Here is a 22,268-nt window from a genome sequence, read left to right on the forward strand (position 1 = left end):
CGGCCGCTCCCGAGCGCCCGCGCGTGGTGCAGACCGCCGACCCGGAGACCACGGAGGCGGTCGACGCACCGGCCTCGGCCGAGGACCCACGACAGTGACGGGGAACGCCCAGGCCGGCCGGCGATTAGCTGTTAACCTCGAGCTCTCTCGAGTACCGCCCGGTACTTGTCGGCTGCGGCCGAGGTCTGCACCCGGTGGGCCGGGAAGGGGATCGACGTGGCTTGAAGCACGAGCGAGCTCGCGACACTCGCGGGCACCACGGTGAACACGATCCGGCATTACCATCGTCTGGGCCTGCTCGAGGAGCCCGATCGCCGACACAACGGTTACAAGCAGTACGAAATACTGGATCTCGTACGCTTGTTGCGCATCCGCCGACTGGTCGAGCTGGGCGTGCCGCTGTCTCGGATCAAAGAGCCGAGCGCGGGCTCCCCCGATGCGCTGCGGCAGATCGACGTCGACCACGCGGCCGCCATCGAGCGGCTGGAGAAGGCCCGGCAGAGCATCGCGGCCATCCTGAGCGAGAACGCGCCGTCTGACACGCCGCCGGGCTTCGAGCCCGTCGCTGCCCGCCTGTCCGAGGCCGATCGCTCGCTTATCCACATATACACGCAGTTCTTCGACGACCAGGCCCTGGCCGACGTGCGGCAGGCGGTGGAGAACGACAACGACGACGCCGTCAGCGCCGATTTCGACGCGCTACCCGCTGACGCCGACGAGGCGACGCGGCAGAACCTCGCCGAGAAGTACGCGCCGTCGCTGGTCCGTACCCTTCGTGACTATCCGTGGATGGACAACGACGCGATGGCGCACGTGTCGTCGGGGAAATCCGTGACGCGGCAGACGTTCGTCGACGCGTTGCGGGAACTCCACAACGAGGCCCAGGTCGACGTCATCCACCGCGCCAAAGAGCTGGCCCGCCAGCAGTTGCGGACGGAAGGCTGACCGCCGTCGGTCCGCCACCGCACGCCCGAACCCGTACGACTGGTTGACTCGTCACGCGTCAGCGTTCAGCCGGCCTCCGCCGCACACGTGACGTCGTGGCCGCGGACGCTGGCCGGTGGCGAGGAAGGCCGTCACTGTGTTGTTGGCGCACATGTTCTCGGCGAAGAGCAGGTAGGCGCCGTGACCACCCTGGTCCACGGTCACCATCCGCGCCCGGGCGCCGAACGCGTTCCTGAGTTCGCGGGCGCCGACCAGCGGGGTCCCTGGGTCGCGAAGGTTCTGCACCATGAGCACGTTCGACGGCCCTCGGTCACCGATGCGCACCGGCCGCTCGACCGGGGACGGCCAGAACGCGCACGGACCGATATTGGCCGCGGCCGCACCGACCAACGGGTACCTGACCCGGTGGACCGCGACGGCCCGCTGGTAATCGCGGACGGATCTCGGCCACGTCGAGTCGCCGCAGATGACATGCAGGCGGCCGGAGACGGCGTTGTCGATGTTCGCCGGCGGTGGCTCGGGCGGCATCGGCTGGTTCTTGTCGAGTGCCTGCCACACCGCGGCCAGGGTGGGCATGTTCACGTCGCTGTAGAGGGGGTCGAACGTGATCCCGCGGAACAACGAACCGTCCACGCCCTGCACCGGTGACTTCTCCAGCCGCGTGGCGAGTTCGAAGAACTTCGCGCGCACCTGCTTGGGTGTCGTGCCCAGCCCGTACCGGGGATTGGCGGCGGCGAACCTCGCGAAGTCCGGGAACCGGTCCTCCAGGCCGCGGCCGAGCCTTCGCATGGCGGTGAGGTCGTAACCACCGGGGCCGAGGTTGCTGTCGAGCACGAACCGGTCACTGCGCTGGGGGAACATCGTCGTGTAGACCGCGCCGAGGTAGGTGCCGTACGACGTACCGAGGTAAGAGATCTTCGGCTCGCCCAGCGCTTCGCGGATGCGGTCCATGTCTCGTGCGGTGTTCGCGGTGGTGATGTGGGGCAGCAGCGCGGCCGTCTCCGATGTCGCACACTGCCGGGCGATCACCTGCGCGATTTCGGCGTCCTTCCGTACGCCGGCCGGGTCAGCCGGGTACCAGAGGTTGCGCCGCGCGATCTGCTCCGGCGTCACGTCACAGGTAACCGGCGAACTGTGACCCACACCGCGTGGGTCGAACCCGATCACGTCGTACTGGTCCTGGACGCTGCGCGGCAGTGGCTGCGGCGACAGATTCCCGGCGAGCAGGCCCGGGTAGATCAGTCCCCCGGCGCCGGGACCGCCCGGGTTGGTCACCAGCACTCCCCGGCGCTGCGACGGGTCCTTGCTCGGCAGACGGGAGACCGCCACGTCGAGCTGCCGCCCCTGCGGCTTCCGATAGTCCAGCGGGACCTGGACCGTCGTGCATTCCAGTCCGGGCAGCGCACTGTCGGCGGGGCACGGACCCCACTTCAACCCGCTTTGCGCCGTTGCCTGGGAGCCCCCCAGAACCGACAGCAGCGACATCGCCGCGACCGCGGAAACGAGTACGACCGACAAGGTTTTTCGCATCTGACTCCCCTACTCAAGACTTGCCGCACCAGTGAAAACCCTGTCGCCGCCACACGGTCAAGGGAGTGTCCGAACTTGCCGTCTCGCGCCGGACAGCGCCCGCCGGGCCACGCCGGGCTTGAAGAGCGCCGTCGGCGGGCCGAGCAGGCCGGCCTCGATGATCTCCCCAGCGCGGAGCAGTCGGCACGGATCACCCGCCCGACCGGAAGTCGTTCATCCGCGATGCCCAGGGGTAATCTCCGTCACCAAGGTGCGCAAGCGGAACATCGCTCCGTATCCTCTGAGGGGAACACCGTTCCGCTTACGGGCGTGGATCATCACGGGAGACGAAAATGCAGTACCGCAACCTAGGTCGTACCGGCGTGCAGGTCAGCACCCTCGCGCTGGGCGCCATGAACTTCGGCAAGATCGGCAACACCACTCAGGACGAGGCGACCGCCATCGTCGGGGCCGCTCTCGACGCCGGAGTCAACCTCATCGACACGGCCGATGTTTACAGCGGTGGTCAGTCCGAGGAGATGGTCGGCAAGGCCGTCGCCGGACGCCGTGACGACATCGTGCTCGCCACCAAAGCAGGCCTACCCATGGGCGAGGACCGCAACCGCTGCGGTGGCTCCCGGCGCTGGCTGTTCACCGCGCTGAACGACAGTCTGCGCCGGCTGGGCGTCGACCACGTAGATCTCTACCAGATCCACAGGTGGGATCCGGCCACCAGCGACGACGAGACCCTGTCGGCCCTGACCGACTTGCAGCGGGCCGGCAGGATCCGCTACTTCGGCTCGTCGACCTTCCCGGCCTACCGGGTCGTCCAGGCCCAGTGGGCCGCCCGCGAGCATGGCTTGGCCCGCTACGTCACCGAGCAGCCGAACTACTCGATCCTGCAACGCGGCGTCGAAGGCCACGTGCTGCCCGTGACCGAGGAGTACGGCATGGGGGTGCTGGTCTGGAGCCCGCTGGCTTCGGGCTGGCTCTCCGGCGCGATCCGCGCGGGCCAGGAGGTCGCCACGAATCGCTCGGCGTTCATGAAGCAGCGCTTCGACACCACGATCCCCGCCAACCGCGCCAAACTCGACGCCGTCGAACAGCTGGCGAAGGTGGCCGATCAGGCCGGTCTGACGATGATCCAGCTCGCTCTGGGCTTCGTCAACGCGCACCCCGCCGTGACGACCGCGCTCATCGGCCCGCGCACCATGGACCACCTGCACGCGCAACTCGCCGCGGCGGACACGGTGCTGCCGGCCGACGTGCTCGACGCCATCGACACCATCGTCGCTCCCGGCGTCGACCTCGCCGCCCACGAGAAGAACGACACGCCACCGGCCCTCCTCGACGCGACGCTGCGCCGCCGCTGAAGCCGGACCGGTCAATCCCGCCGTGGCTGCCTTGGCGGCCCCGGCGGGCAAACTCGAGCTTGATCTTGTGCTGGGCACACGGTCCGCCGTGCCCGATGGAATCGACACGTCTTCGGGTGCGGCTCCGCGCCCTGATCGTGATTCCGTGCGCTGCCACGTGCACGGTGTCGCGCGACGCGGTGGTCGACATCGGCGCCGACGGACGAATCGCGAGTCGGTGAGCGCGTACCCGATCGTCTGAGGGCTCTGGATCTGCTCGTGCTGGTAGCCCGACTCGTTGACCTGGAAGTCGCGCCATCGTTGCAACGTGCGATCCTCCTGCTCGCCGGTGACTTCCTCGGTGCCGTACGTGGCGGAATCGATCGGAAAGCTGACCTGACGGCCGTTCATCACCACACTCGGCTGGCTCGTCGTTGAGTAAGCGGTACCACCCTGTCCTCACGGCGGCAGATAGGCGATTTCCACCGAGGCGGGTAGCGACCGACGGATGCCAGCCTGGAGGCGAACGGACCGGGAAGGCTGCGCCATGGGCCGGAACCGGGACCATCGGAGCCGGCACCGGGCTCCGGATGTCGCCGTAGTCAGGCGACCCCGCCGGGTACCGCGCGCGATACCCGGTGGGGTGCCGCGCGATGTCCGCCAGCGTGCCGCTCGCGATGTCACCCGATCCCGTCGCGCCAGTTCCACCGCCGGTCCGTGCACCTCGTTCGTTCCCACCTTCGACAAGGAGCAGACTCTGTGATTCGTTCCCGCATCCGCCGGCCTTTGGCTCTGGCGGCTGCCGTCGCCACCGGCTTCACCCTGGTCGGTGCGGTCGGCTCTCCCGCCGCGGCGGCCAGCCCTCGGGGTGTTACCTGCCAGGGCCGGGGCGTCGACCCCGATGCCGAGATCCGCTACCGGGCCGAGACGGTGATCGGCGCGCCGCTGCACACCGTCTGGCGCCTGCAGACCGACGTCGAGCGTTGGCCGTCCTGGCACGCGCCCGTGCTGACCAACGACCGCCTCGACCACGGTCCGCTGCGCAAGGGGTCGCAGTTCCGCTGGACTACCCCGGTGATCGAAACCCCGATCTCGCCCGCCACCACCCTCACCGTCACCTCGACGGTGCAGCAGATCCAGAACCAGAAGTGCATCCGCTGGCGGGGCCCGGCCAGCGGTGACGGGCTGCGGATCGACGAGGGCGTCCACGTGTGGACGTTCAGCAAGGTCGCGGGCGGCATCCGGGTCCAGACCGAGGAGACCTGGACCGGCGACCAGGTCGAGTCCGATGTCGCGCTCGCCACCGCTGCTCTCGCGGGCGGTCTCGAGATGTGGCTGCGTGACCTCAAGGCCACCGCCGAGGCCGGCGCTGAGCCGTGCCACCGGGCCGGCCACGACGGCTGACCTGAACCTTCGGACACCTGCCGACGGGTGAGGCAGATCGGACTGCCGCACCGGGTCCCTCGCGCGGGGTGGTCCGAGGTGGTCCGGATCCGCGCCGTGTCGTACCGCGCGGCCTGCGTGATGGTGCGGACGGACGCCGTTCTCTGGCCGCCCGGCTCTGGTCTCGACGACCGGGCCGGGCGGCTCGGGGACGGCGGTGCCCGCCCGCCGGGTACCGCCGTCGGCGATCTCCGGTCCATTCGTCGACCTGTTGGGGTCAGAACGGCGCCGACGAGGCTGAGGATCGCCGCCGGTTCGGGAAGATCGTGACAACGACAACGACAACGACGGTGCGGCGGCGGACAACCAGGTGCGTCGGACGGTTGCCAGGTAACTCCTGCCGATCCCGAGCAGGCGTCGCCGGTTACCTGGTCAATACCGTGAACGACCTCGGCATCCGGGACAGCCGCATCGTTGGGTCCATGTCCGGTCACACCAACCTGCTCGGCGCTGCCGCACCACCGGACCGGTGGTTGAGGTCATCTCGTGCGCCCGGATGCCGTCTTCTGCCGATGCAGCGCTCGTCGCTCGGTCGAGTTGGCGCGGCCAGGCTCCCTTCTGGCAAGGAAGCATTCTCCCTGCCGCCCCGGGGTGGTCAGCGTCCGAGCCGATCGCGGACGTACGAAGGGGGTGCTCACCCCGACCGCACCGAGCGGCTTCGCGATTCCGTCATCCCGAACGCCTGACCTCGCAAGCCTGCCGCCAAGGGCAGGAGTTGTTACGTCCGCCCGCTGTCCGAGGTTCTGTTCGAACCGGTGGGCGTTCTCGGGCTGTCACAGCTGGCCCGTCCACGCCATTCGACCTGGCCGTCCACCGATGCTTCTGACCGGCCGAGGCGCCTGCGCGCGAGAGGCGTGCCCACGATGACGGCGGCGCTGCTCGCCGAGACAGGCATCACCTTGCTGTCCACGTCGGTCCAGCAGTAACTCGACCAGCACGGCGACCGGCCACTCCTGCGTTTCAGCGAGGAGGCGCTGGTATCGCTCCCGGCGGCGCTGGAGGTGCCGGTCCCGGACGTGGTCGACCAGTCGTCGCGGTAACGGAGCGCCGTTCGCCAGATGACTTTGCGGTGGCACCTCAGAGGTGCGAGGTGCCACCGCAAAATACAGCGGACGACGGTGGTCCGGGACATGTGCTGGCAGGTTTCCGCCCCCGCCCGAACGATCCAGCTGTCGCCCGAACCGCTAGTCGGCTACCGGGTCGGGCACGACGTGGTCCGCTTCAGGGAAACGTAGCCGCGCGGACCGGGGGGTGCCGGGAGCACCTGTCGGCGTTCACGTCACGGCCGGGTCACCCGAACAGTCCGGGTGCCGTCACCAGTGCCGGTCAACCGGATTCTGGTCCCGCTCTGCGGGTCGACGACCTCCTGGTTGAGGCTGACCAACGTGGCGTCGTCGAGTTGTCGCAGCGCGGGATGACATCCGGCCCCGGTATCTGAATTGGGATGGGCGTCGATCACCCTGATCGGCTGCTGCCCGCCCACCTTGTCGGCATCGACCGTGTAGACGAGCACCCCGGGCCGGAAGCATTCCGGAGACTGCACCTGCTCCGGGGCGCCGTCGATAGGTCCGCCGGCAGCGCGGTACTCCACCACGACGGCCCGGTTCGGCTCGGTGCGCAGCACCGCCATCTTCGCACCGCCCGTGGTGTGCAGCGGGGTCAACGTCCTGGTCGCCGTCTGGAGGTTGGTGGGCAGACAGTACACCTGGGAGTCGTCGAGCCAGCCCAGCTTCCACTTGTGCCAGGCCAGAAGGTCCGGAGCGCTTCCCCGAGTGGCACCCATCAGGTCCCAACCACCGATCGAGGCGAGGCCGGCGTCTCCCCCGACGGTGTAGCTGTAGAGATCAGGAAGGCCGAACAGGTGAGAGGTCTCGTGGACGAACAGCCGGTGTACGTGATCGATCCCCCAGCCCAGGGTCGCACCGAGCCGGATCGAACCCTCCGTCGACCGCAGGTGGTCGGCGGGGTTGCCAGCCAGGGCGATGTAGGCGGCGGATCGGTAGTTGGGGCTGTACAACAGCGGCGGCGGCACGATGACGTGGACGAAATCGTATCCGCTGAAGTCCACGAGCGGATCGGCTGCGGTGACGGCGTCCTGCATCAGCCTCTTGTGCAGAGGGAAAGTGCTGGTGACAGCCTTGTCCGGGTCGAAATCGTGGTAGTACCCGCTCGGCTGTGGCATTCGGTGCCACTGGGGGCCCCACGTCACGTCGAGCGCGGTACGACCTCGGGACGAGGTGTCGAACCAGTCGACGGCCGGCGCGAAACTGTTCCGCAGCGCTTCCCTCACTCCGGCGTCGCCCTCCGCATCCTCGAAGTCGACGAACAGGGCGATCACCCGATGCGTCCCGATCGGGTCGCGCCAGCGCCCTGTGTAGTCCGTGGTCATTCCCTCGTGCTCGGCTGTGGCCCAGCCGGACGGTCCCGGTAGCGCGCAGTCGGCGGCCTGCGCCGCATGCGCGGGACTCGTCGGCGCCACCACCAGCGGCGTCACGAGCGACGCCGCAGCGAGCACAATCACGAGCAGGCGGCGTATCCGACGCCACGCCCGAGGTGCGCCCGGTGCCGAACTCCGGGTCACGTCTCTCTGGCTGACTTTCAAACTCACTCCCAACTGTCAGGCATCGCCTGGTGACGATGCTCGTCAGAGGCGCGCCACTGGCGGCGTCCCCAACCATGCCGTCGATGCGGCACACTCTTTGCCGGTCGGCGAGGCGCGCCGGTCGGCAGCCACGACGTGCCGCCCGCAGGCGCCGAGATCGTCCGTGAACCGGCCGCGGAGGTGCCGGCCATATCCGTCCCTTCGGTGCTTCCAGACCGTTCTGGAAATCGATCGTTCACACGCTCGTAGCCACCGTTACGCGATCTGCGCTTTCGCCGCGCCAACAGGCACCGACGCGCACAGTCGTTGCGTCTTGTCGTTCGCCACGTCGCTTTCAGAGCCGATCCTGCCAACGCGCCGCCGTGCCCGCATCGGTAGTAACTACCTAGTGTCGCGTAGCTGAAATTCCTACGTGGCTCGGTGTTCGACCGAGCGATTGTGCGTGTTCGCTGACCCTGACTCCACCATACGTACCTACCAACACTCCACTATGGTCGGCAGGTGGGAGGAGCTCGCCTGAAGGGACTGGGCTGCGCTCACCCGACGACCTCACCGCGCCCCGGCCGACGTACCGCAAGGTAGGTAATTCTTGCCGATGTGCGGGAAGTGCCGTTCTGGAACGATCGCACCAGCCGAGTCTGGATGTGGCGGTTCACTCATGCCCGGCGCTCCAACCGTCACCGACCGCAGGAGGGGCTTCACGATGGAGAACGTTACGGACGCTGGGGAAACCGGCATCGACGTGTCGGCCCCGGTTGTCAGCCGTCACAGCGCCACGGTGAACGCGACGGCGGGCACCGTGTGGCGGATCCTCACGGACATCGACGCATGGACGACCTGGCTTCCCGAGATTCCGTACGCACACGTCGAGACAACCGGTCCGCTCGCGCCGGGCTCCGTGTTCCGCTGGTCCGCGGCGGGCATGGAAATCGAATCGACAGTTGTCCAGGTGCGGCCGCTGGAACGCCTCGTGTGGCGGGGATACGGTGGCGGATCGGAGGGCGTCCTCGGCGTCCACGCCTGGGCGCTCACTCCGGCCGGCAATGGCGTGGTGGTGGCCACGGAGGAGTCTTTTGCGGGCCCGCCTGTCGATGCCGACCCGGCGCCGTTCCAGGAGGGTCTCGACGCGACCCTCGTCATGTGGCTGGAACGACTCAAGCGCACCGCCGAGGCGGCGACCGCCTCATAAAGAGCAGTGCGGTTGCCGTCGCGGTGCAGCTTCCGGCGCGGGTCCGGAGCAGGGCTATTGCGTGTTTGGTCGAGTGGCCGTTGAACTGGGGATTCCCGGGGTGGGCGGACCCTTGCGGGGTTGAGGAAGGCGGGTGAGGCCTGTAGGTGATCATGGAGTTCTCGACGCTCCCGGACACCTTGAGGACCTCACCCGCGATGTCAGCATGCCCGATTCAGGTACTGTCCGCAGTTCGCACCCCCACCGACTCGCCACCGCGCCTTGTCACCGAGGGTGAAGAAGCTGGGCTCCAGCACTCGTTGGCCACCATCGCGGACCCCCGGTCCCCGCGTGGGGCGCGTTACCCGCTCGTCGGGCTACTGACCGTCGCGGTGTGCGCCGTGACCGCCGGCGCATCATCGTTCGCGGCCATCGCGGACTGGCTGCACGACCTCGATGACCTCGCCAGGGCCCGGCTCGGGTTCATCCGCGCCGTCCCGGCCGCGACCACGATCTGGCGGCTGCTGACCAGGTTGGACGCTGACCTGCTGGCCACCGTGCTCGCCGACTGGCTGCGTACCCGCGTCCCGCCTCCGGTCACGCCCCGACCTCGGCGGTACCGGATCGTCATCGCCATCGACGGCAAGACCATGCGCGGCGCCCGCCGCGCCGATGGCAGCCGGGTCCACCTGCTGTCCGCGCTGGACACCAGCACCGGCATCGTGCTCGCTCAGGTCACCGTGGCCGCGAAAAGCAACGAAATCCCCGCGTTCACCCCACTGCTGGACGCGGTCGAACAGGTTCTGGGTAGCCTGGACGGCCTCATCTTCGTGGCCGACGCCCTCCATACACAGACCAGCCACGCGACCGAGGTCGCCGCTCGCGGCGCCGACCTGCTCATCCCGGTCAAAGGTAACCAGCCGACCGTGTTTGCCCAGCTCAAGGCCTTGCCCTGGGCCCAGGTCCCGGTGGGTGACCGACGCCGCGAAACCGGTCACGGCCGGCGGGAGACCCGCACGGTCAAGGCGCTCACCGTAGCCACCCCCGGCGGTCTGCTGTTCCCTCACGCCGAGCAGGCCGTCCGGATCACCCGCACCCGCACCCTCAAGGGCAAGACCACCAGGGAAACCGCCTACTACACCATCTCCCTCCCCGCCGAGCACGCCCAACCCGCGGACCTGCAGTCCTGGGCCCGAAACGAGTGGCTGATCGAGAATCAGGTCCATCATGTCCGCGACGTCACGTTCCGTGAAGACCTCCACCAAGCCAGAACCGGCACCGGCCCCGCAATCATGGCGACGCTACGTAACACCGCGGCCAGTTACCACCGCACCAACGGCGATACCAACATCGCCCGCGCCACCAGACGCGCCGACCGTCGCCCGCACGACCTCATCACTGCAATGACCAGCAGCTACCCCAGAACGCAATGACCCTGGGGTCCGGAGACGCTGGGCTGCGCGGGAATGTGAAGCGCGCCAGGCGCCTGGCATCGACGTGCCTCAGCGGCCCCGCTGGTCTTCGACCCGCGGGGCCGCTCGTCGCTCGATCGGGTCGACTCCGTCATCGGAAGAGTTCGCGCAGCTGCCGGCGTGAGGTGATGCCCAGCTTGCGGTAGAGGTTGCGCAGGTGGGCGTCGATCGTTCGCGGGCTGACGAACAGCAGTGCGGCGACCTCCTTGGTGCCTGCGCCGGAGGCGACCTTGCGGGCGACGAGCAGCTCCCGTGCGGTCAGCGCCACGAACGGATCCGCGTCATCGGCCAGGGTCGGCGCACCGATGGCATCCAGTTCACGGGCGGCGCGGGCGGCGAACCCACGCGCGCCGATGGTGGAGAGCAGATGGTGCGCGGCACGCAGCTCCGCCCGTGCCTCCGTGCGGCGGCTGACCCGTCGCAGCCACTCTCCGTAGAGTAGGCGGGCACGCGCGTAGTGGACCCGCATCGTGCTTCCGGCGAACCGGCTGATTGCCGCACGGTAGTGGTCCTGCGCGCCGAGCCCCGGGTCGAGCAGCGCACGCGTCAACAGATGCGCGCCCGTCGTCCACGCGTTCGGGTTGACCCGCGCTACGTTCTCGATCCATTCGGCCGATTCCTTGGCCTCTTCGGGACGTCCGACGTACGCGGCGGATTCGACCAGCTCGTGGTGGAAGGCGGTGACGGCGTACGAGCCACGTCGGTGCTGGTCCTGCACGAGCAGCAACGCGTCGAGCGCGGCCTCGTGGTCGCCGCTCCCGTTGCACAGGACGCCGTTCGCGTAATGTAACGCGGTGAAGTTCACCCCGACCCAGCCGTCCATTTTCTTCCGGATATCGCGAAACCGGTCGACGTCTCCGCTCCAGGCGGCGAGCATCAGGTCGGACCCGACGAGATTGGACGTCCCCGCGGCCTCGTCGACCGCGCGCGCCTCGGTGATGCAGACGTGCGCGTCGGCGAAGCGGCCCACGATTGTCCGGGCGACCGCCTGGAAGCGCAGCGCATGAGGGAGTATCGCGTAGGCGCCCTGCGCCCGGGCGAGATCCACCTGACGATCGACGATTTCCTCCATGGCGCCGCTGTCGCCGAGGTCGATACTCAACACACAGGCGCGTTCCATCCACCACGGATCCGCGTCGGGCATGCGGGCGTAGCTCCGAAAGGCGTCGACCGTGTGGCGCATCATGGGCATCGCCCTGTCCACTGGACTGAGGTTCTGCTCGACCAATGCCCGCAGCAGCAGATCGACCGGACGTGGCGGTTGACGCTGGGGTACCCGGTCCCGGATGTGCAGGGCGAGCCGCCGTAACCGTCCGGGCTCGTCGACGCTGAACATGAGCGACGCGAAGGCTTCCAGGTAGGTCTCGCGGACTTGATCGGGCTCCATGCCGTCGGCCGCGTCGATGAGCGCGATCGTCGCCGGGATGCTGCGCGCCACGTGATAGTCGATGGTCGCGCGCAGCAGTCGCGCAGCGCAGCGGTCGGCCGGGGCAAGTTGGAGACGCTCGGCCTCGTACACCAATTCCCGGGCGGTAGAGGGTGCCCCCGAACTCAACCGTGCGCGGGCCGCGGACAACAACCGGCGTGCCTGCCGCGACCGGTCCGGTGTCAGTCGGGCCGCGCGCTCGAGAAACGCGGCCACGGCCGCGAATCCACCCCGGCGTTGTGCCCGTCCGGCCGAACGTTCCAGTTCTGCTGCGGTCTCCTCGTCCGGGCCGGTGATCGCGTTCGCCCGGTGCCAGGCGCGGCGGTCGGGATCGACGTCGGCGTCCGTAGCGGCGGCACACGTCGCGTGTGCCTGCCGTCGCGCCCCGGCACCAATCGACCGGTACACCGCGGATCGCGCCAACGGATGCCGGAAGTGCACCCGGGACTCGATCACCAACAGGCCGCTGTCCTCGGCCGCGGCCAGATCCGCGGCGCTCAACCCCTGGATCGCCATGGCACGCCGCAGCAGGACGAGGTCGCCGGTCGGCTCCGCTGCGGCAAGCGCCAGAACCGAACGCGCGGGTGCCGGCAGCCGCAGGAACCGCCCCACGAACCGGTGCTCCACAGCGCCGTGCCCGGCGTCGCCGGGAAGTCCGAACGGTCCGGCGTCGCCGGCGAACTCCACCAGGGCGAGTGGGTTGCCGGCCGCTTCGGCGAGGATCCGTTGGAGGATCGGCACCTCGTGGCCGAACGGTGCCCGAGAGCGCAGCAGGGTGAGCGCCTCCGAGTCGGTGAGCCCGGGAAGAGTGAGGGCGGGTAGCCGACCGAGGTCGGCCACCGAGGCGGCGTCGCGGGCGGCCAGCACCATGGCGATCCGCTCCGCCGCCACGCGTGCCGCGACGAAAGCCAGTACCTGCCGCGATCCGGCGTCGATCCACTGCACGTCGTCGACTATGCAGAACACCGGCCTGTTTCGGCCTACGGCACTCAGCAGGCCCAGGACGGACAGGCCGACAAGCATCGGGTTCGGCGTGACCCCGGCGTGGAGCCCGAACACCGTGTCGAGCGCGCGCCGCTGCGGTGCGGGCAGCCCGGCGCGCTGGTCGAGCACGGGCGCGCACAACTGGTGCAGGGCCGAGTAGGGCAGCTCGCTCTCGAACTCGATACCGCCGGCGCGTAGCACCTGCCATCCATCGAGCAGCGAAGCGGCCTCGTCGACGAGCGCAGATTTGCCGATCCCCGCGTCACCGAGCACGAGCATCGCGCCGCCACGGCCTTGCGCCGCGGCTGCCGTCACCGAAGCTATCTTGCTCAGCTCGGTCTCCCGAGCGACAAAACGCCCCGACCTGATATCAGCCATCAGCTCTTGCTCGTTGCCGGACGAGCGGTTGTCGGGGGCCGGTGAGCATCACGCGGATCGGGGTCTCGTGCCGGTCGTGTGCCGGCTGTTCGGTTCGGTGACCGAGGTCGAGCAGATGGCGGGTGACAGGGAGGACTCCCTTCCAGTGTTCGACCCTCCGATGACATCCATGGCAGTTCACCGATCAGGTCGATCGACGGCATGGCGCTGATGGCAAGTTGGTTGCCCGCTGTGTCAGGCGTTCGCGAGGAACAGCGTGATGACAGCGATCGGCCGGTGCCGCGGCAGCGGCTCCGCCCAGGGCAGTCTACTGGTCACCTGTCTGCGGACTTCTGTGCAGCCAACCGGGCAGTCGCGAGCGGCGCTGGCCTCTCCGGCGTCGCCGCGACCGGCGACGGGTTCTGAAGTGGAGGCCGGCCGTCGACCCTCCCGTCGTGCGGGCCCGGGCGTCGACGCTCCTGTCAGGGCAACTCGAACAGTTCCAGCTGGATGCCGTCGGGATCGCGCAGATAGAGGATTTTCGTTCCGGCCAGCGCCCCGGCTTCGACGCCGTCGCCGTCCTGGAGCACGACCGGATCCGCGTTGACGTGCACGCCGAGCTTCACCAGGTCGCGGTGCGCAGCGTCGAGGTCATCGACCTCGAAACACAGGTGCATGACCCCGACGTCGCAGTTGCGCCCGGTGAAGGGCCTCGGCGGCGGGCTGTCGTACTGGATGAGTTCCAGGAGGACGTTGTCACCGGCCAGTGCGAACGATGCCCGCATGGACGCGTTCTCGACCTCGACGACGGCCCCGATCGCCGGGTTGGTGGCCGAGATCGTCACGCCGTTCGGCGCGATGCCGAGGACGTCCTCGTACCACCGCACCGACCGCGCCAGATCGCTGACCGGCACTCCGATGTGGTTCATCCTGGTCACTCTGCTCATGATCCCCATCCTGACGGGCGGGGTCGCACGGTGAAAGGCACGGATCTTCCGCGTACCGCTGGTACTACCCAGCTCCGACGACCGATGGCGGATCATGTGCTTATGAGTGACCTCGGAGCTGCGCTGCGGGCCTGGCGGGATCGTACCGACCCGGCCACGGTCGGTCTCACGAACGCGTCCCCTCGCCGTGTGGTCGGGCTCCGGCGCAGCGAACTGGCGACACTGGCCGGCATCTCCCCCGAATACGTGGCACGCCTCGAGCAGGGCCGGGCCGCGACGCCATCGGTGCAGGTATGCGCCTCCCTGGCCCGCGCGTTACGACTCTCCGACGACGAGGAGGCGCACCTGATGCACCTCGCCGGCTTCGCCGCAGCCCCGGACCGGATACCTTGGGTGATCCCCAGCAGCCTGCACCGCGTCATCGACCATCTCGGCGACACCCCGGTGGCCGTCTACAACGCCGCGTGGCGGCTTCTGCACTGGAACCGGCTGTTCGCGGCCGTCTTCGGCGATCCCGTGGGCGCGACCGCCGACGACCTCAACGCCTTGATCGTCCAATTCGAATCACGAAACCCCCGCGTCCGCCAGACCGAGATCGAGCGTGCCTACTTCGAGCAGTCGTTGGTGGCCGACCTGCGCGCCACCAGCGCCCGCTACCCGAACGACCCCGAGGTGGCGGCGTTGATCTCGCGCATGGCCGGGAACGACCGGTTCTGCCGCCTCTGGGCCCTTCGTGCGGTGGCCAATCACGAGAGCGCTCACAAGACCGCGGTACATCCGGAAGTCGGCGCCATCCCACTGGACGCTAACGTCCTGACCACGCAGAACACCGACCTCCGCGTCGTAGTCCTTACACCCCGGGCTGACACCACCGCTCGCGAGAAGCTGAATCGACTGGGCTGACGAGGCCGGATCGTTGCACGCACCGCGGGCAGTGGTCCGGTTCGCCGGACGGATCACGGCAGCGTACGGCCCTTCCCGTGCCGCCGGCCGCTCGCCCGGATCCGCTCCCCGGTCCAGGCGGCTTCGAGGATCGCGGTCAGGCTGGCGGAGTCGGTCGGGCCGGGATGGTTCTGGATCAGGCGGGTGACGCCACCGGCCATCTCCGCGAAGCGCGGGAGGTCGGCGCGTGCCACGCCGATGTCCGCCAGGGTGGGCGGGATGCCGATGTCGGCGAGGAGTCCGTCGAGCCAGCTGAGGAACGCGTCTGCGGCCTCGGCATCCGAGGCGTCGGTCACGTCGAGCCCGCACACCCCGGCGAGGATGGCCAACCGGTCGGCGACGGCATCCCTGGCCGCGTCCAGCGCGTAGGGCAGCAGCAGCCCGACGCCCAGGCCGTGCGGCGTGTGCGTGGCTGCGCCGATGGGGTACTGGAGAGCGTGCGGGGCCGCGTTGCCCGCGTGGGAAAATGCGAGCCCGGCGAGCATGGCTCCGTAGGACATGTCCGCGCGCGCGTCCGTGTCGCCTCCGTCCCGGACAGCACGACGCAGGCTGCGGGCGATCCGTTCCGCGGCCAGCAGCGCGTAGTGGTCGGTGATCGGGTTGCGGCCGAGGAAGACCTGCTCCACCGGGTCGCGCGGTCCGTGGGCCCGGGGTCGCGCGGTGTAGCTCTCCACCGCGTGACAGAACGCGTCGATGCCGGAGTGGGCGGTGACGGTCGCCGGGCAGGAGTAGGTGAGTTCGGGGTCGACGATGGCGAAGTCGGGCACGATGTGGACGCTGGAAACCCCCACCTTCAGCTCGCGGTCCGGGTCGGTCAACACCGAGACGGGGGTGAGTTCGGAGCCGGTGCCTGACGTCGTCGGCACCGCGACAAGCGGAATCGTCGGCCCCGGCACCTTCGACTCGCCGTAGAAGTCGCGCGGCGTCCCACCGTGGCGCCGGATGACGCCGACGATCTTGGCGAGGTCGATCACCGTGCCGCCCCCGATGGCGAGGATCACGTCGGCGTCCACCTCGGCGGCGACCGAGACGGCCAGGGCGACGTCGTCGAGTGGCACGTCCGGAGTCGCGTCGGAGAACACCTCGACGATCTCGACCTTCTCCCGCACGGCGGCCACGATCTCCGCCACGGCCGGCTGCCCCAGCAGAACCTGGTCGGTCACGACGAGGACCCGCGAGCCACTTTCGGCCACCACTCGTGGGATGTTCTGCGCGACCCCTTCGCCCACTATCAGCTGACGTGGTCCGCGGACGGTCTCAAGCATGTCGGTGCCTCTCCGGAACGTCGGCGGCGATGTGCTGGGCGGACGTCCAGGTCGCCTGCGAGACCGGGTCGGCGTCGGCAGGGCTGGCCGCCCGGGTGGTGCGGGCGCGCGCTCCGGGCGCCCGGAGCAGCAGGCCGGTCATGGTAGGTCGATCGCCGCGTAGGTGAGGTCGAGGTACTCGAGGATGCCCTCGTGCGACCCCTCCCTGCCGATCCCGGACTGCTTCACGCCGCCGAACGGGGCCGACGGGTCCGAGATCAGACCACGGTTGATCCCGATCATTCCCGTATGAAGCCCCTCGACGAACCGGAGCGCCCGCTGCAGGTCACGGGTGAAGGCGTATCCGACCAGGCCGTGCTCGGTGTCGTTGGCCTTCGCCATCACCTCGTCGTCGGACGTGAACGGGATGATCGGCGCCACCGGGCCGAAGATCTCCGCCCGCAGCATCCGCGCATCTTCGGGCACGTCGACGAGGACCGTGGGCGGGTAGAAGTGGCCCGACCCGTCCGGACGCCCGCCGCCCACCAGGACCCGGGCGCCGCGATCGACCGCGTCGGCGACGAGCTCGTCGATCCTGGTGACCGAGGCCTCGTCGATCAACGGCCCGACCTGCACGCCGTCGTCGAGACCATGGCCCACCGGAAGTGCGGCCATCCGCTCGGCGAAGCGCGCCGTGAACTCCTCACGCACCGGCTCCTCGACGTAGATCCGGTTGGCCGCGATGCAGGACTCCCCGATGTTGCGCATCTTGGCCACCATTGCACCGTCGACGGCGACGTCCAGGTCAGCGTCCGCACACACGATCAGGGCCGCGTTTCCGCCCAGTTCCATGGAGGTACGCAGCACGTTGTCCGCAGCCTGCCGGAGCAGCACGCGCCCGACCTCGGTCGACCCGGTGAACGACAGCTTGCGGGTCCGACTGTCGGCGAGCAGTGCGGAGACCACCTCGCCGGCACGCTTGGTCGTCACCACGTTGACGACCCCCGGGGGGACGCCGACCTCCTCCATGACGCGGGCCAGGAACAGCATGGTGAGTGGCGTCTGGGCCGCCGGCTTGGTGATCGTCGTGCAGCCCGCAGCCAGCGCGGGAGCGATCTTGCGGGCACCCATGGCCAACGGAAAGTTCCACGGCGTCACGAAGACGCACGGTCCGACCGGCTTCGGCACGGTGAGGATGCGATATCCACCTGCGGGAGCGGTGCTGTAGCGCCCCTCGACGCGCACCGCCTCCTCGGCGAACCAACGGAAGAACTCGGCGCCGTAGGCCACCTCTGCCCGAGCCTCGGCGAGCGGTTTGCCCATCTCGAGCGTTATCAGCCGGGCGACCTCCTCGGATCGCTCGGTCAGTGCCCGGTACGTCGCGGTCAACAACTCCGACCGTCTCCGCGGCGGGGTCGCCGCCCACTCCGCCATTGCCCCGCTCGCCGCGTCCAGAGCGGCGAGCCCGTCAACGGCGTCGGCGTCCGCCACCTCGGCGATGCTCTTGCCGGTGGCCGGGTCCTCGACGGCGAAGGTGGCTCCGCTTGCGGCGTCGCGCCAGGCGTCGCCGACCCGGAGCCGCCGGTGCTCGGGGGCCAGGACGTTCATCGGGTCACTCATCGCGTCGCCTCCTGTGATCTTCTCGGTGCTGTCCGGCGTGCCTGCCCGGCGATCGCCCTCTGCGCCCGGACGGACGGGTCACTCGCCCTCGTCGGGGGCGAGGTTCCCGAGCGGGTCGAATGTGGCCCTGGCCCGGTCCGACGACGACGCCCCGCGCCACCGATCGCCTCGGCGGGCCACGGCCGTGCCAAGGTCGTCAGGCCGTGCCCACTGGCGGCGGCCCGCCGATGCTCGACTGCCACGTGCGGGCGCAGGGTGCCACCGCCGCCCGGCGCGGTTACCGCCCAGCCTCGGAAAGCGACAGTCCGGTGCCCGCGTCGAACAGGTGCGCACGGTCCAGGTCGACCGTGACAAGCAGCCGCTCGCCCGGCGTACCGGTGACGGTGGGTCGTGCCTTGACCTTGAGGATCTCCGCCCCCACTCGGACGTCGACCACCGTCCGGTCACCGAGTGGTTCAAGCCCGTACAGCTCCCCCGAGAGCGACGCGTCCCCACGCCGCTCGACGGACAGGTCCTCCGCGCGCAGGCCCAGCAGCAGCGCACGACCGTCCTCAGCCGTGGTCCAGCGGGGCCGCGGCAGCGTCCAGCCATCCGCACCGACCAGACGGTCTCCCTCGGCGTGGCAGGCGAGCAGGCTGATCGGCGGGCTTCCGACGAATCCCGCGACCCACCGGTTGGCCGGACGCTCGTACACCTCGGTCGGCGTGCCGACCTGTTGCACCCTCCCCTCCTTGAGGATCGCGACCTGGTCGGCCATGGACAGGGCCTCGACCTGGTCGTTTGTCACGTAGACGAAGGTTGCTCCGAGGCTCCGGTGGATGCGGGTGAGTTCGGTGCGCATCTCGACCCGGAGTTTGAGGTCGAGGTTCGTCAGTGGCTCGTCCATGAGAAACGCGCGCGGGCGCCGGACCAGCGCCCGGGCCAGGGCGACCCGCTGCATCTCACCGCCCGACAACTGCGCGGGACGACGCTGCAGCAGACGTTCGATGTGCAGCAGGCTCGACATCTGCTCGACGGCAGCGGCGATCTCGCTCGACGAACAGCGGCGTGCCCGCAGCGGCGAGGCGATGTTCTCGTACGCCGTGTGTCGCGGGTAGAGGGCGTAGTTCTGGAAGACCATGGCCAGGTCACGTGCGGCCGGGCTGTCAGCGGTCGCGTCCCTCCCGTCCAGGTGCACCGACCCGGCGTCGAGCTTCTCGAGGCCGGCGACCGCCCGCAGGGTCGTCGTCTTACCTGCCCCGGAGGGCCCGAGCACGACGAAGAACGAGCCGTCCGGCACGTCCAGCGTCACCCCGTCCAGGGCCTGGACCTTGCCGAACGACTTGCGCAGCCCGTGTGCTGCCACGGTTCCCATCAGGCCACCAGCTCTTCCGTACGCACGTCGTAGACCGCCGGGGTTCCGCCGGTGTGCCGCAGCCCGACCGGTGCGTCGGCGGCGAACCGGACAGTCGGTGGCATCCGAACCCGTACGTCGGGCTGGCCGCCGTGGTCGACCACGTAGATGATCTCGTCGCCCAGCCACTCCACCGAAACCACCCGGGCCGGGACCGAACCTTCCGCCCCTGGTGCTGTGACTTCCAGCGCCTCCGGCCGGACGCCTGCGACCAGGGCACGGTCGCGCGGCAGACCTGACGGGGGCGTAAGGGCCAGTCCGCCCCGACCGCGCAGCTTCCCGTCGGCCACCTCCACCTCGATCAGGTTCATCGGCGGGGAGCCGATGAATGCAGCGCAGAAGAGACTCGCCGGACGGTCGTAGACCTCCAGCGGCGTGCCGATCTGCTCGACGCGACCCTTGTTCAGGATGGCGATTCGGTGACCGAGCGACATCGCCTCGACCTGGTCGTGGGTGACGTAGACCATCGTCGCCCCCAGTTCCCCCTGCAGGTGCTTGATTTCCGTGCGCATGTCCGCCCTCAGCTCCGCGTCCAGGTTGGTGAGAGGCTCGTCCATGAGGAATGCGCGCGGCCGTCGCACCAGGGCGCGGGCAAGCGCGACGCGCTGCTGCTCCCCGCCGGACAGCTGGCGCGGTCGCCGGTCCAGGAGCGGACCGAGCCGCATCAGCCGGGCAGCCTCGTCGACCCGCTCGCGCACCTCCGGCTTGGGCAGTCCCTCGGCCCGCAGTGGGAACGCCAGGTTGTCGCGGGTTCTCAGGTGCGGGTAGAGAGCGTAGAACTGGAACACCATGGCGATGTCGCGCTCGGCGGGCGGCAGGTCGTTGACGAGCGTGTTGCCGATGCGGATGTCGCCCGCCGTCTGCCTCTCCAGGCCGGCCACGGCCCGCAGCGTGGTCGTCTTGCCGCAACCCGAGGGGCCGAGCATCACGAACAGCTCGCCGTCGGCGACGGACAGGTCCACGTGGTCGACTGCGACCGTCCCGTCCGGGTAGCGCTTGTGCAGGCCGGTCACCTCGATGCCGGCCATCAGCGTCGCACCGCCCCGAGCGTCACACCGGCGACGAGGTGCTTGCGCACCAGGTAGGCGAAGACGAGCACCGGTAGCGCGAAGACCACGGAGGCGGCGGCCACGAGACCCCAGTCGACAGTGGTGCCGCCGATGAGGCCGGCGATGGCGGGTGGCGCCGTCCGCACGCTGTCGCTGGAGGTGAGGAAGATGGCGAACACGAACTCGTTCCACGAGAAGATGAGTGCGAAGACCGCCGTCGCGGCGATGCCGGGCACGAGCAGGGGAAGGGTGAACCGCCGGAACGCCTGCAAACGGGTGTAGCCGTCGAGCATGGCGGCATCCTCGTACTCCGCGGGCACCTCGTCGACGAATCCCTTCATCATCCAGATCGTGAACGGGAGGTTGAACGCGGCGTAGATGAGGATCAGGCCGAGCTTGCTGTCGATGAGTCCGACCTGGCGGTACATGAGGAAGATCGGGATCACGACCACCACGGGCGGCATGAAGCGGGTGGACAGGATGAAGAACAGTTGGTCCTTCTTGGCCTTCACGGCGAAGCGTGAGTAGGCCCAGGCTGCCGGGACCCCCAGCACGGTGGCCAGCACCGTGGAGGCCCCGGCGACCACGACCGAGTTGAAGAACGAGACGGACAGGGTCGAGCGACCGCCGTCGGAGGCGACGAACACGTCCCTGAAGTGGTCCATAGTGACCTCGAAGCCGAAGAACTCGGCCGGGATGGCGTAGACGTCCCGGTTCTCCTTGATGGAGGTCTCGATCATCCAGAGCACCGGGAAGAGCATCACGACGGCCAGTACGGTCAGCAGCGCGACCTCCAGCACGGACCGGCCGCGGCCACCGAAACGACGTGCGGGGGGAGTGTGATCCGGGGCAGGACCTGTGGACACGGCCTCGTCGACGGAGACGGCCATCAGCCCTCCTTGAGCTTGTTCAGGTAGCGCAGGTAGAACTGCGTGAGGACGATGACGACGAGGACCATGAGGATCCCGTACGCCGAGGCGGTTCCGGTGTTGAAGCCCAGGAACGCGACCTTGTAGACGTGGAACGACAACGTCTCGGTGGAGACACCCGGACCTCCGCTGGTGAGGATGTAGACGAGGTCGAACAGCCGGAAGGCCTCGATGGACCTGAACAACACGGCGATGAGAAGCAGCGGCCACACCAGCGGAAGAGTGATGTGGCGGAACCGGAACCACTCCGACGCCCGGTCGATCGAGGCGGCCTCGTACAGGTACTTGGGGACCGCGGTGAGGCCCGCAAGCGCGATGAGCATGATGAACGGCGTCCACTGCCAGGTGTCGACCACGATCAGGGAGACCAGTGCCGTTCGCTGCCGGGTGAGCCACTCCACCTGCCCCAGGCCGAGCGAGCCGAGCATGCTGTTGACCACGCCGAACTGCGCGTCGAGCATGAATCGCCAGAACAGCCCGACCACGACCGGCGACAGCATCATCGGGACCAGGAACAGCGTGGTCAGCAGTCCTCGCCCGTGCGTGCGCCGTGAGATCAGGTAGGCGATGGCGAAACCGAGCACGGTCTGCAGGCCGACCGCACCGACCACGTAGATCAACGTCGTCAGGGCCCTCTGGTGGACCTGCGCCGAAGACAGGATCGCGGTGTAGTTCCCGAACCCGACGAAATGGGCCGGCCCGCCACGGGTGGCCGAGTAGTCGGTGAAAGACAGGTACAACGCCCAGAGCAGCGGGAACACCGACATCGCGAGCAACAGCAGCAGCGCGGGGGAAATGAAGGCCACGGCGATCCCGCGGTCGCCCAGCCGGCGGGACCGCCCCGGTGCAGGTGGCGTCGCGGACGCCACCTGCCCGGGGTGATCGG

General features: G+C 69.0%; 16 protein-coding genes and 1 pseudogene. 6 read left to right on the forward strand and 11 right to left on the reverse strand.

Annotated features, from left to right (window positions below; translation table 11 throughout):
- Window positions 1-237: 237 nt before the first annotated feature.
- Window positions 238-945, forward strand: a pseudogene (locus O7626_RS17555) (MerR family transcriptional regulator); the annotation flags it as partial.
- A 51-nt stretch (window positions 946-996) separates the two neighbouring features.
- Here the strand turns inward: O7626_RS17555 and O7626_RS17560 are convergent.
- Complete coding sequence (locus O7626_RS17560; protein ID WP_278062237.1) at window positions 997-2,475, reverse strand: alpha/beta hydrolase; 1,479 nt, start codon at window positions 2,473-2,475, stop codon at window positions 997-999.
- A 332-nt stretch (window positions 2,476-2,807) separates the two neighbouring features.
- On the opposite strand from O7626_RS17560, the gene O7626_RS17565 reads away from it, so the two are divergent.
- Window positions 2,808-3,827, forward strand: coding sequence for an aldo/keto reductase (locus O7626_RS17565; protein WP_278062238.1), 1,020 nt, complete (start codon window positions 2,808-2,810; stop codon window positions 3,825-3,827).
- A 738-nt stretch (window positions 3,828-4,565) separates the two neighbouring features.
- The gene (locus O7626_RS17570; RefSeq protein ID WP_278062239.1) at window positions 4,566-5,210 is read left to right on the forward strand and encodes an SRPBCC family protein; all 645 of its coding nucleotides are present in this window, start codon (window positions 4,566-4,568) and stop codon (window positions 5,208-5,210) included.
- Window positions 5,211-6,528: 1,318 nt separating this feature from the next.
- Here O7626_RS17570 and O7626_RS17575 read toward each other — a convergent pair.
- Window positions 6,529-7,770 carry a hypothetical protein gene (locus O7626_RS17575; RefSeq protein WP_278062240.1) on the reverse strand — a complete coding sequence of 414 codons (1,242 nt, stop codon included), beginning with the start codon at window positions 7,768-7,770 and terminating at the stop codon, window positions 6,529-6,531.
- A gap of 784 nt (window positions 7,771-8,554) precedes the next feature.
- Here O7626_RS17575 and O7626_RS17580 point away from each other — a divergent pair.
- Both O7626_RS17580 and O7626_RS17585 read left to right on the forward strand, forming a co-directional pair.
- Entirely contained in the window at window positions 8,555-9,040 is a 486-nt protein-coding gene (locus O7626_RS17580; RefSeq protein WP_278062241.1) for an SRPBCC family protein, read from the forward strand.
- A gap of 299 nt (window positions 9,041-9,339) precedes the next feature.
- Window positions 9,340-10,452 carry an ISAs1 family transposase gene (locus O7626_RS17585; protein WP_278060713.1) on the forward strand — a complete coding sequence of 371 codons (1,113 nt, stop codon included), beginning with the start codon at window positions 9,340-9,342 and terminating at the stop codon, window positions 10,450-10,452.
- A 130-nt stretch (window positions 10,453-10,582) separates the two neighbouring features.
- Here O7626_RS17585 and O7626_RS17590 read toward each other — a convergent pair whose 3' ends face one another.
- Together O7626_RS17590 and O7626_RS17595 are read right to left on the reverse strand one after the other, a co-directional pair.
- Window positions 10,583-13,279, reverse strand: coding sequence for a LuxR family transcriptional regulator (locus tag O7626_RS17590; protein ID WP_278062242.1), 2,697 nt, complete (start codon window positions 13,277-13,279; stop codon window positions 10,583-10,585).
- Between the two features lie 461 nt (window positions 13,280-13,740).
- Complete coding sequence (locus tag O7626_RS17595) at window positions 13,741-14,205, reverse strand: VOC family protein (RefSeq protein WP_278062243.1); 465 nt, start codon at window positions 14,203-14,205, stop codon at window positions 13,741-13,743.
- Between the two features lie 102 nt (window positions 14,206-14,307).
- Here O7626_RS17595 and O7626_RS17600 point away from each other — a divergent pair, with 102 nt between their 5' ends.
- On the forward strand, window positions 14,308-15,108 hold the full coding sequence (locus tag O7626_RS17600) for a helix-turn-helix transcriptional regulator (RefSeq protein WP_278062244.1): 801 nt from the start codon (window positions 14,308-14,310) through the stop codon (window positions 15,106-15,108).
- A gap of 53 nt (window positions 15,109-15,161) precedes the next feature.
- Here O7626_RS17600 and O7626_RS17605 read toward each other — a convergent pair whose 3' ends face one another.
- The 7 genes from O7626_RS17605 to O7626_RS17635 form a co-directional block, all read right to left on the reverse strand.
- Window positions 15,162-16,412 carry an iron-containing alcohol dehydrogenase gene (locus tag O7626_RS17605; RefSeq protein ID WP_278062245.1) on the reverse strand — a complete coding sequence of 417 codons (1,251 nt, stop codon included), beginning with the start codon at window positions 16,410-16,412 and terminating at the stop codon, window positions 15,162-15,164.
- Window positions 16,405-16,554 carry a hypothetical protein gene (locus tag O7626_RS17610; RefSeq protein ID WP_278062246.1) on the reverse strand — a complete coding sequence of 50 codons (150 nt, stop codon included), beginning with the start codon at window positions 16,552-16,554 and terminating at the stop codon, window positions 16,405-16,407. Before O7626_RS17610 ends, O7626_RS17605 begins: the two co-directional genes overlap by 8 nt.
- Window positions 16,551-18,011 carry an NAD-dependent succinate-semialdehyde dehydrogenase gene (locus O7626_RS17615; RefSeq protein WP_278062247.1) on the reverse strand — a complete coding sequence of 487 codons (1,461 nt, stop codon included), beginning with the start codon at window positions 18,009-18,011 and terminating at the stop codon, window positions 16,551-16,553. The genes O7626_RS17610 and O7626_RS17615 overlap by 4 nt, the downstream gene beginning before the upstream one ends.
- 277 nt (window positions 18,012-18,288) lie before the next feature.
- Window positions 18,289-19,365 carry an ABC transporter ATP-binding protein gene (locus tag O7626_RS17620; protein ID WP_278062248.1) on the reverse strand — a complete coding sequence of 359 codons (1,077 nt, stop codon included), beginning with the start codon at window positions 19,363-19,365 and terminating at the stop codon, window positions 18,289-18,291.
- Window positions 19,365-20,432 carry an ATP-binding cassette domain-containing protein gene (locus tag O7626_RS17625; protein WP_278062249.1) on the reverse strand — a complete coding sequence of 356 codons (1,068 nt, stop codon included), beginning with the start codon at window positions 20,430-20,432 and terminating at the stop codon, window positions 19,365-19,367. Before O7626_RS17625 ends, O7626_RS17620 begins: the two co-directional genes overlap by 1 nt.
- Window positions 20,432-21,343, reverse strand: a complete 912-nt coding sequence (locus O7626_RS17630) for a carbohydrate ABC transporter permease (RefSeq protein ID WP_278062250.1) — start codon at window positions 21,341-21,343, stop codon at window positions 20,432-20,434. The genes O7626_RS17625 and O7626_RS17630 overlap by 1 nt, the downstream gene beginning before the upstream one ends.
- Entirely contained in the window at window positions 21,343-22,188 is an 846-nt protein-coding gene (locus tag O7626_RS17635; RefSeq protein ID WP_278062251.1) for a sugar ABC transporter permease, read from the reverse strand. Before O7626_RS17635 ends, O7626_RS17630 begins: the two co-directional genes overlap by 1 nt.
- Window positions 22,189-22,268: the final 80 nt, after the last annotated feature.

Origin of the sequence: Micromonospora sp. WMMD1102, assembly GCF_029626265.1 — a bacterium.
Classification (GTDB): domain Bacteria; phylum Actinomycetota; class Actinomycetes; order Mycobacteriales; family Micromonosporaceae; genus Plantactinospora.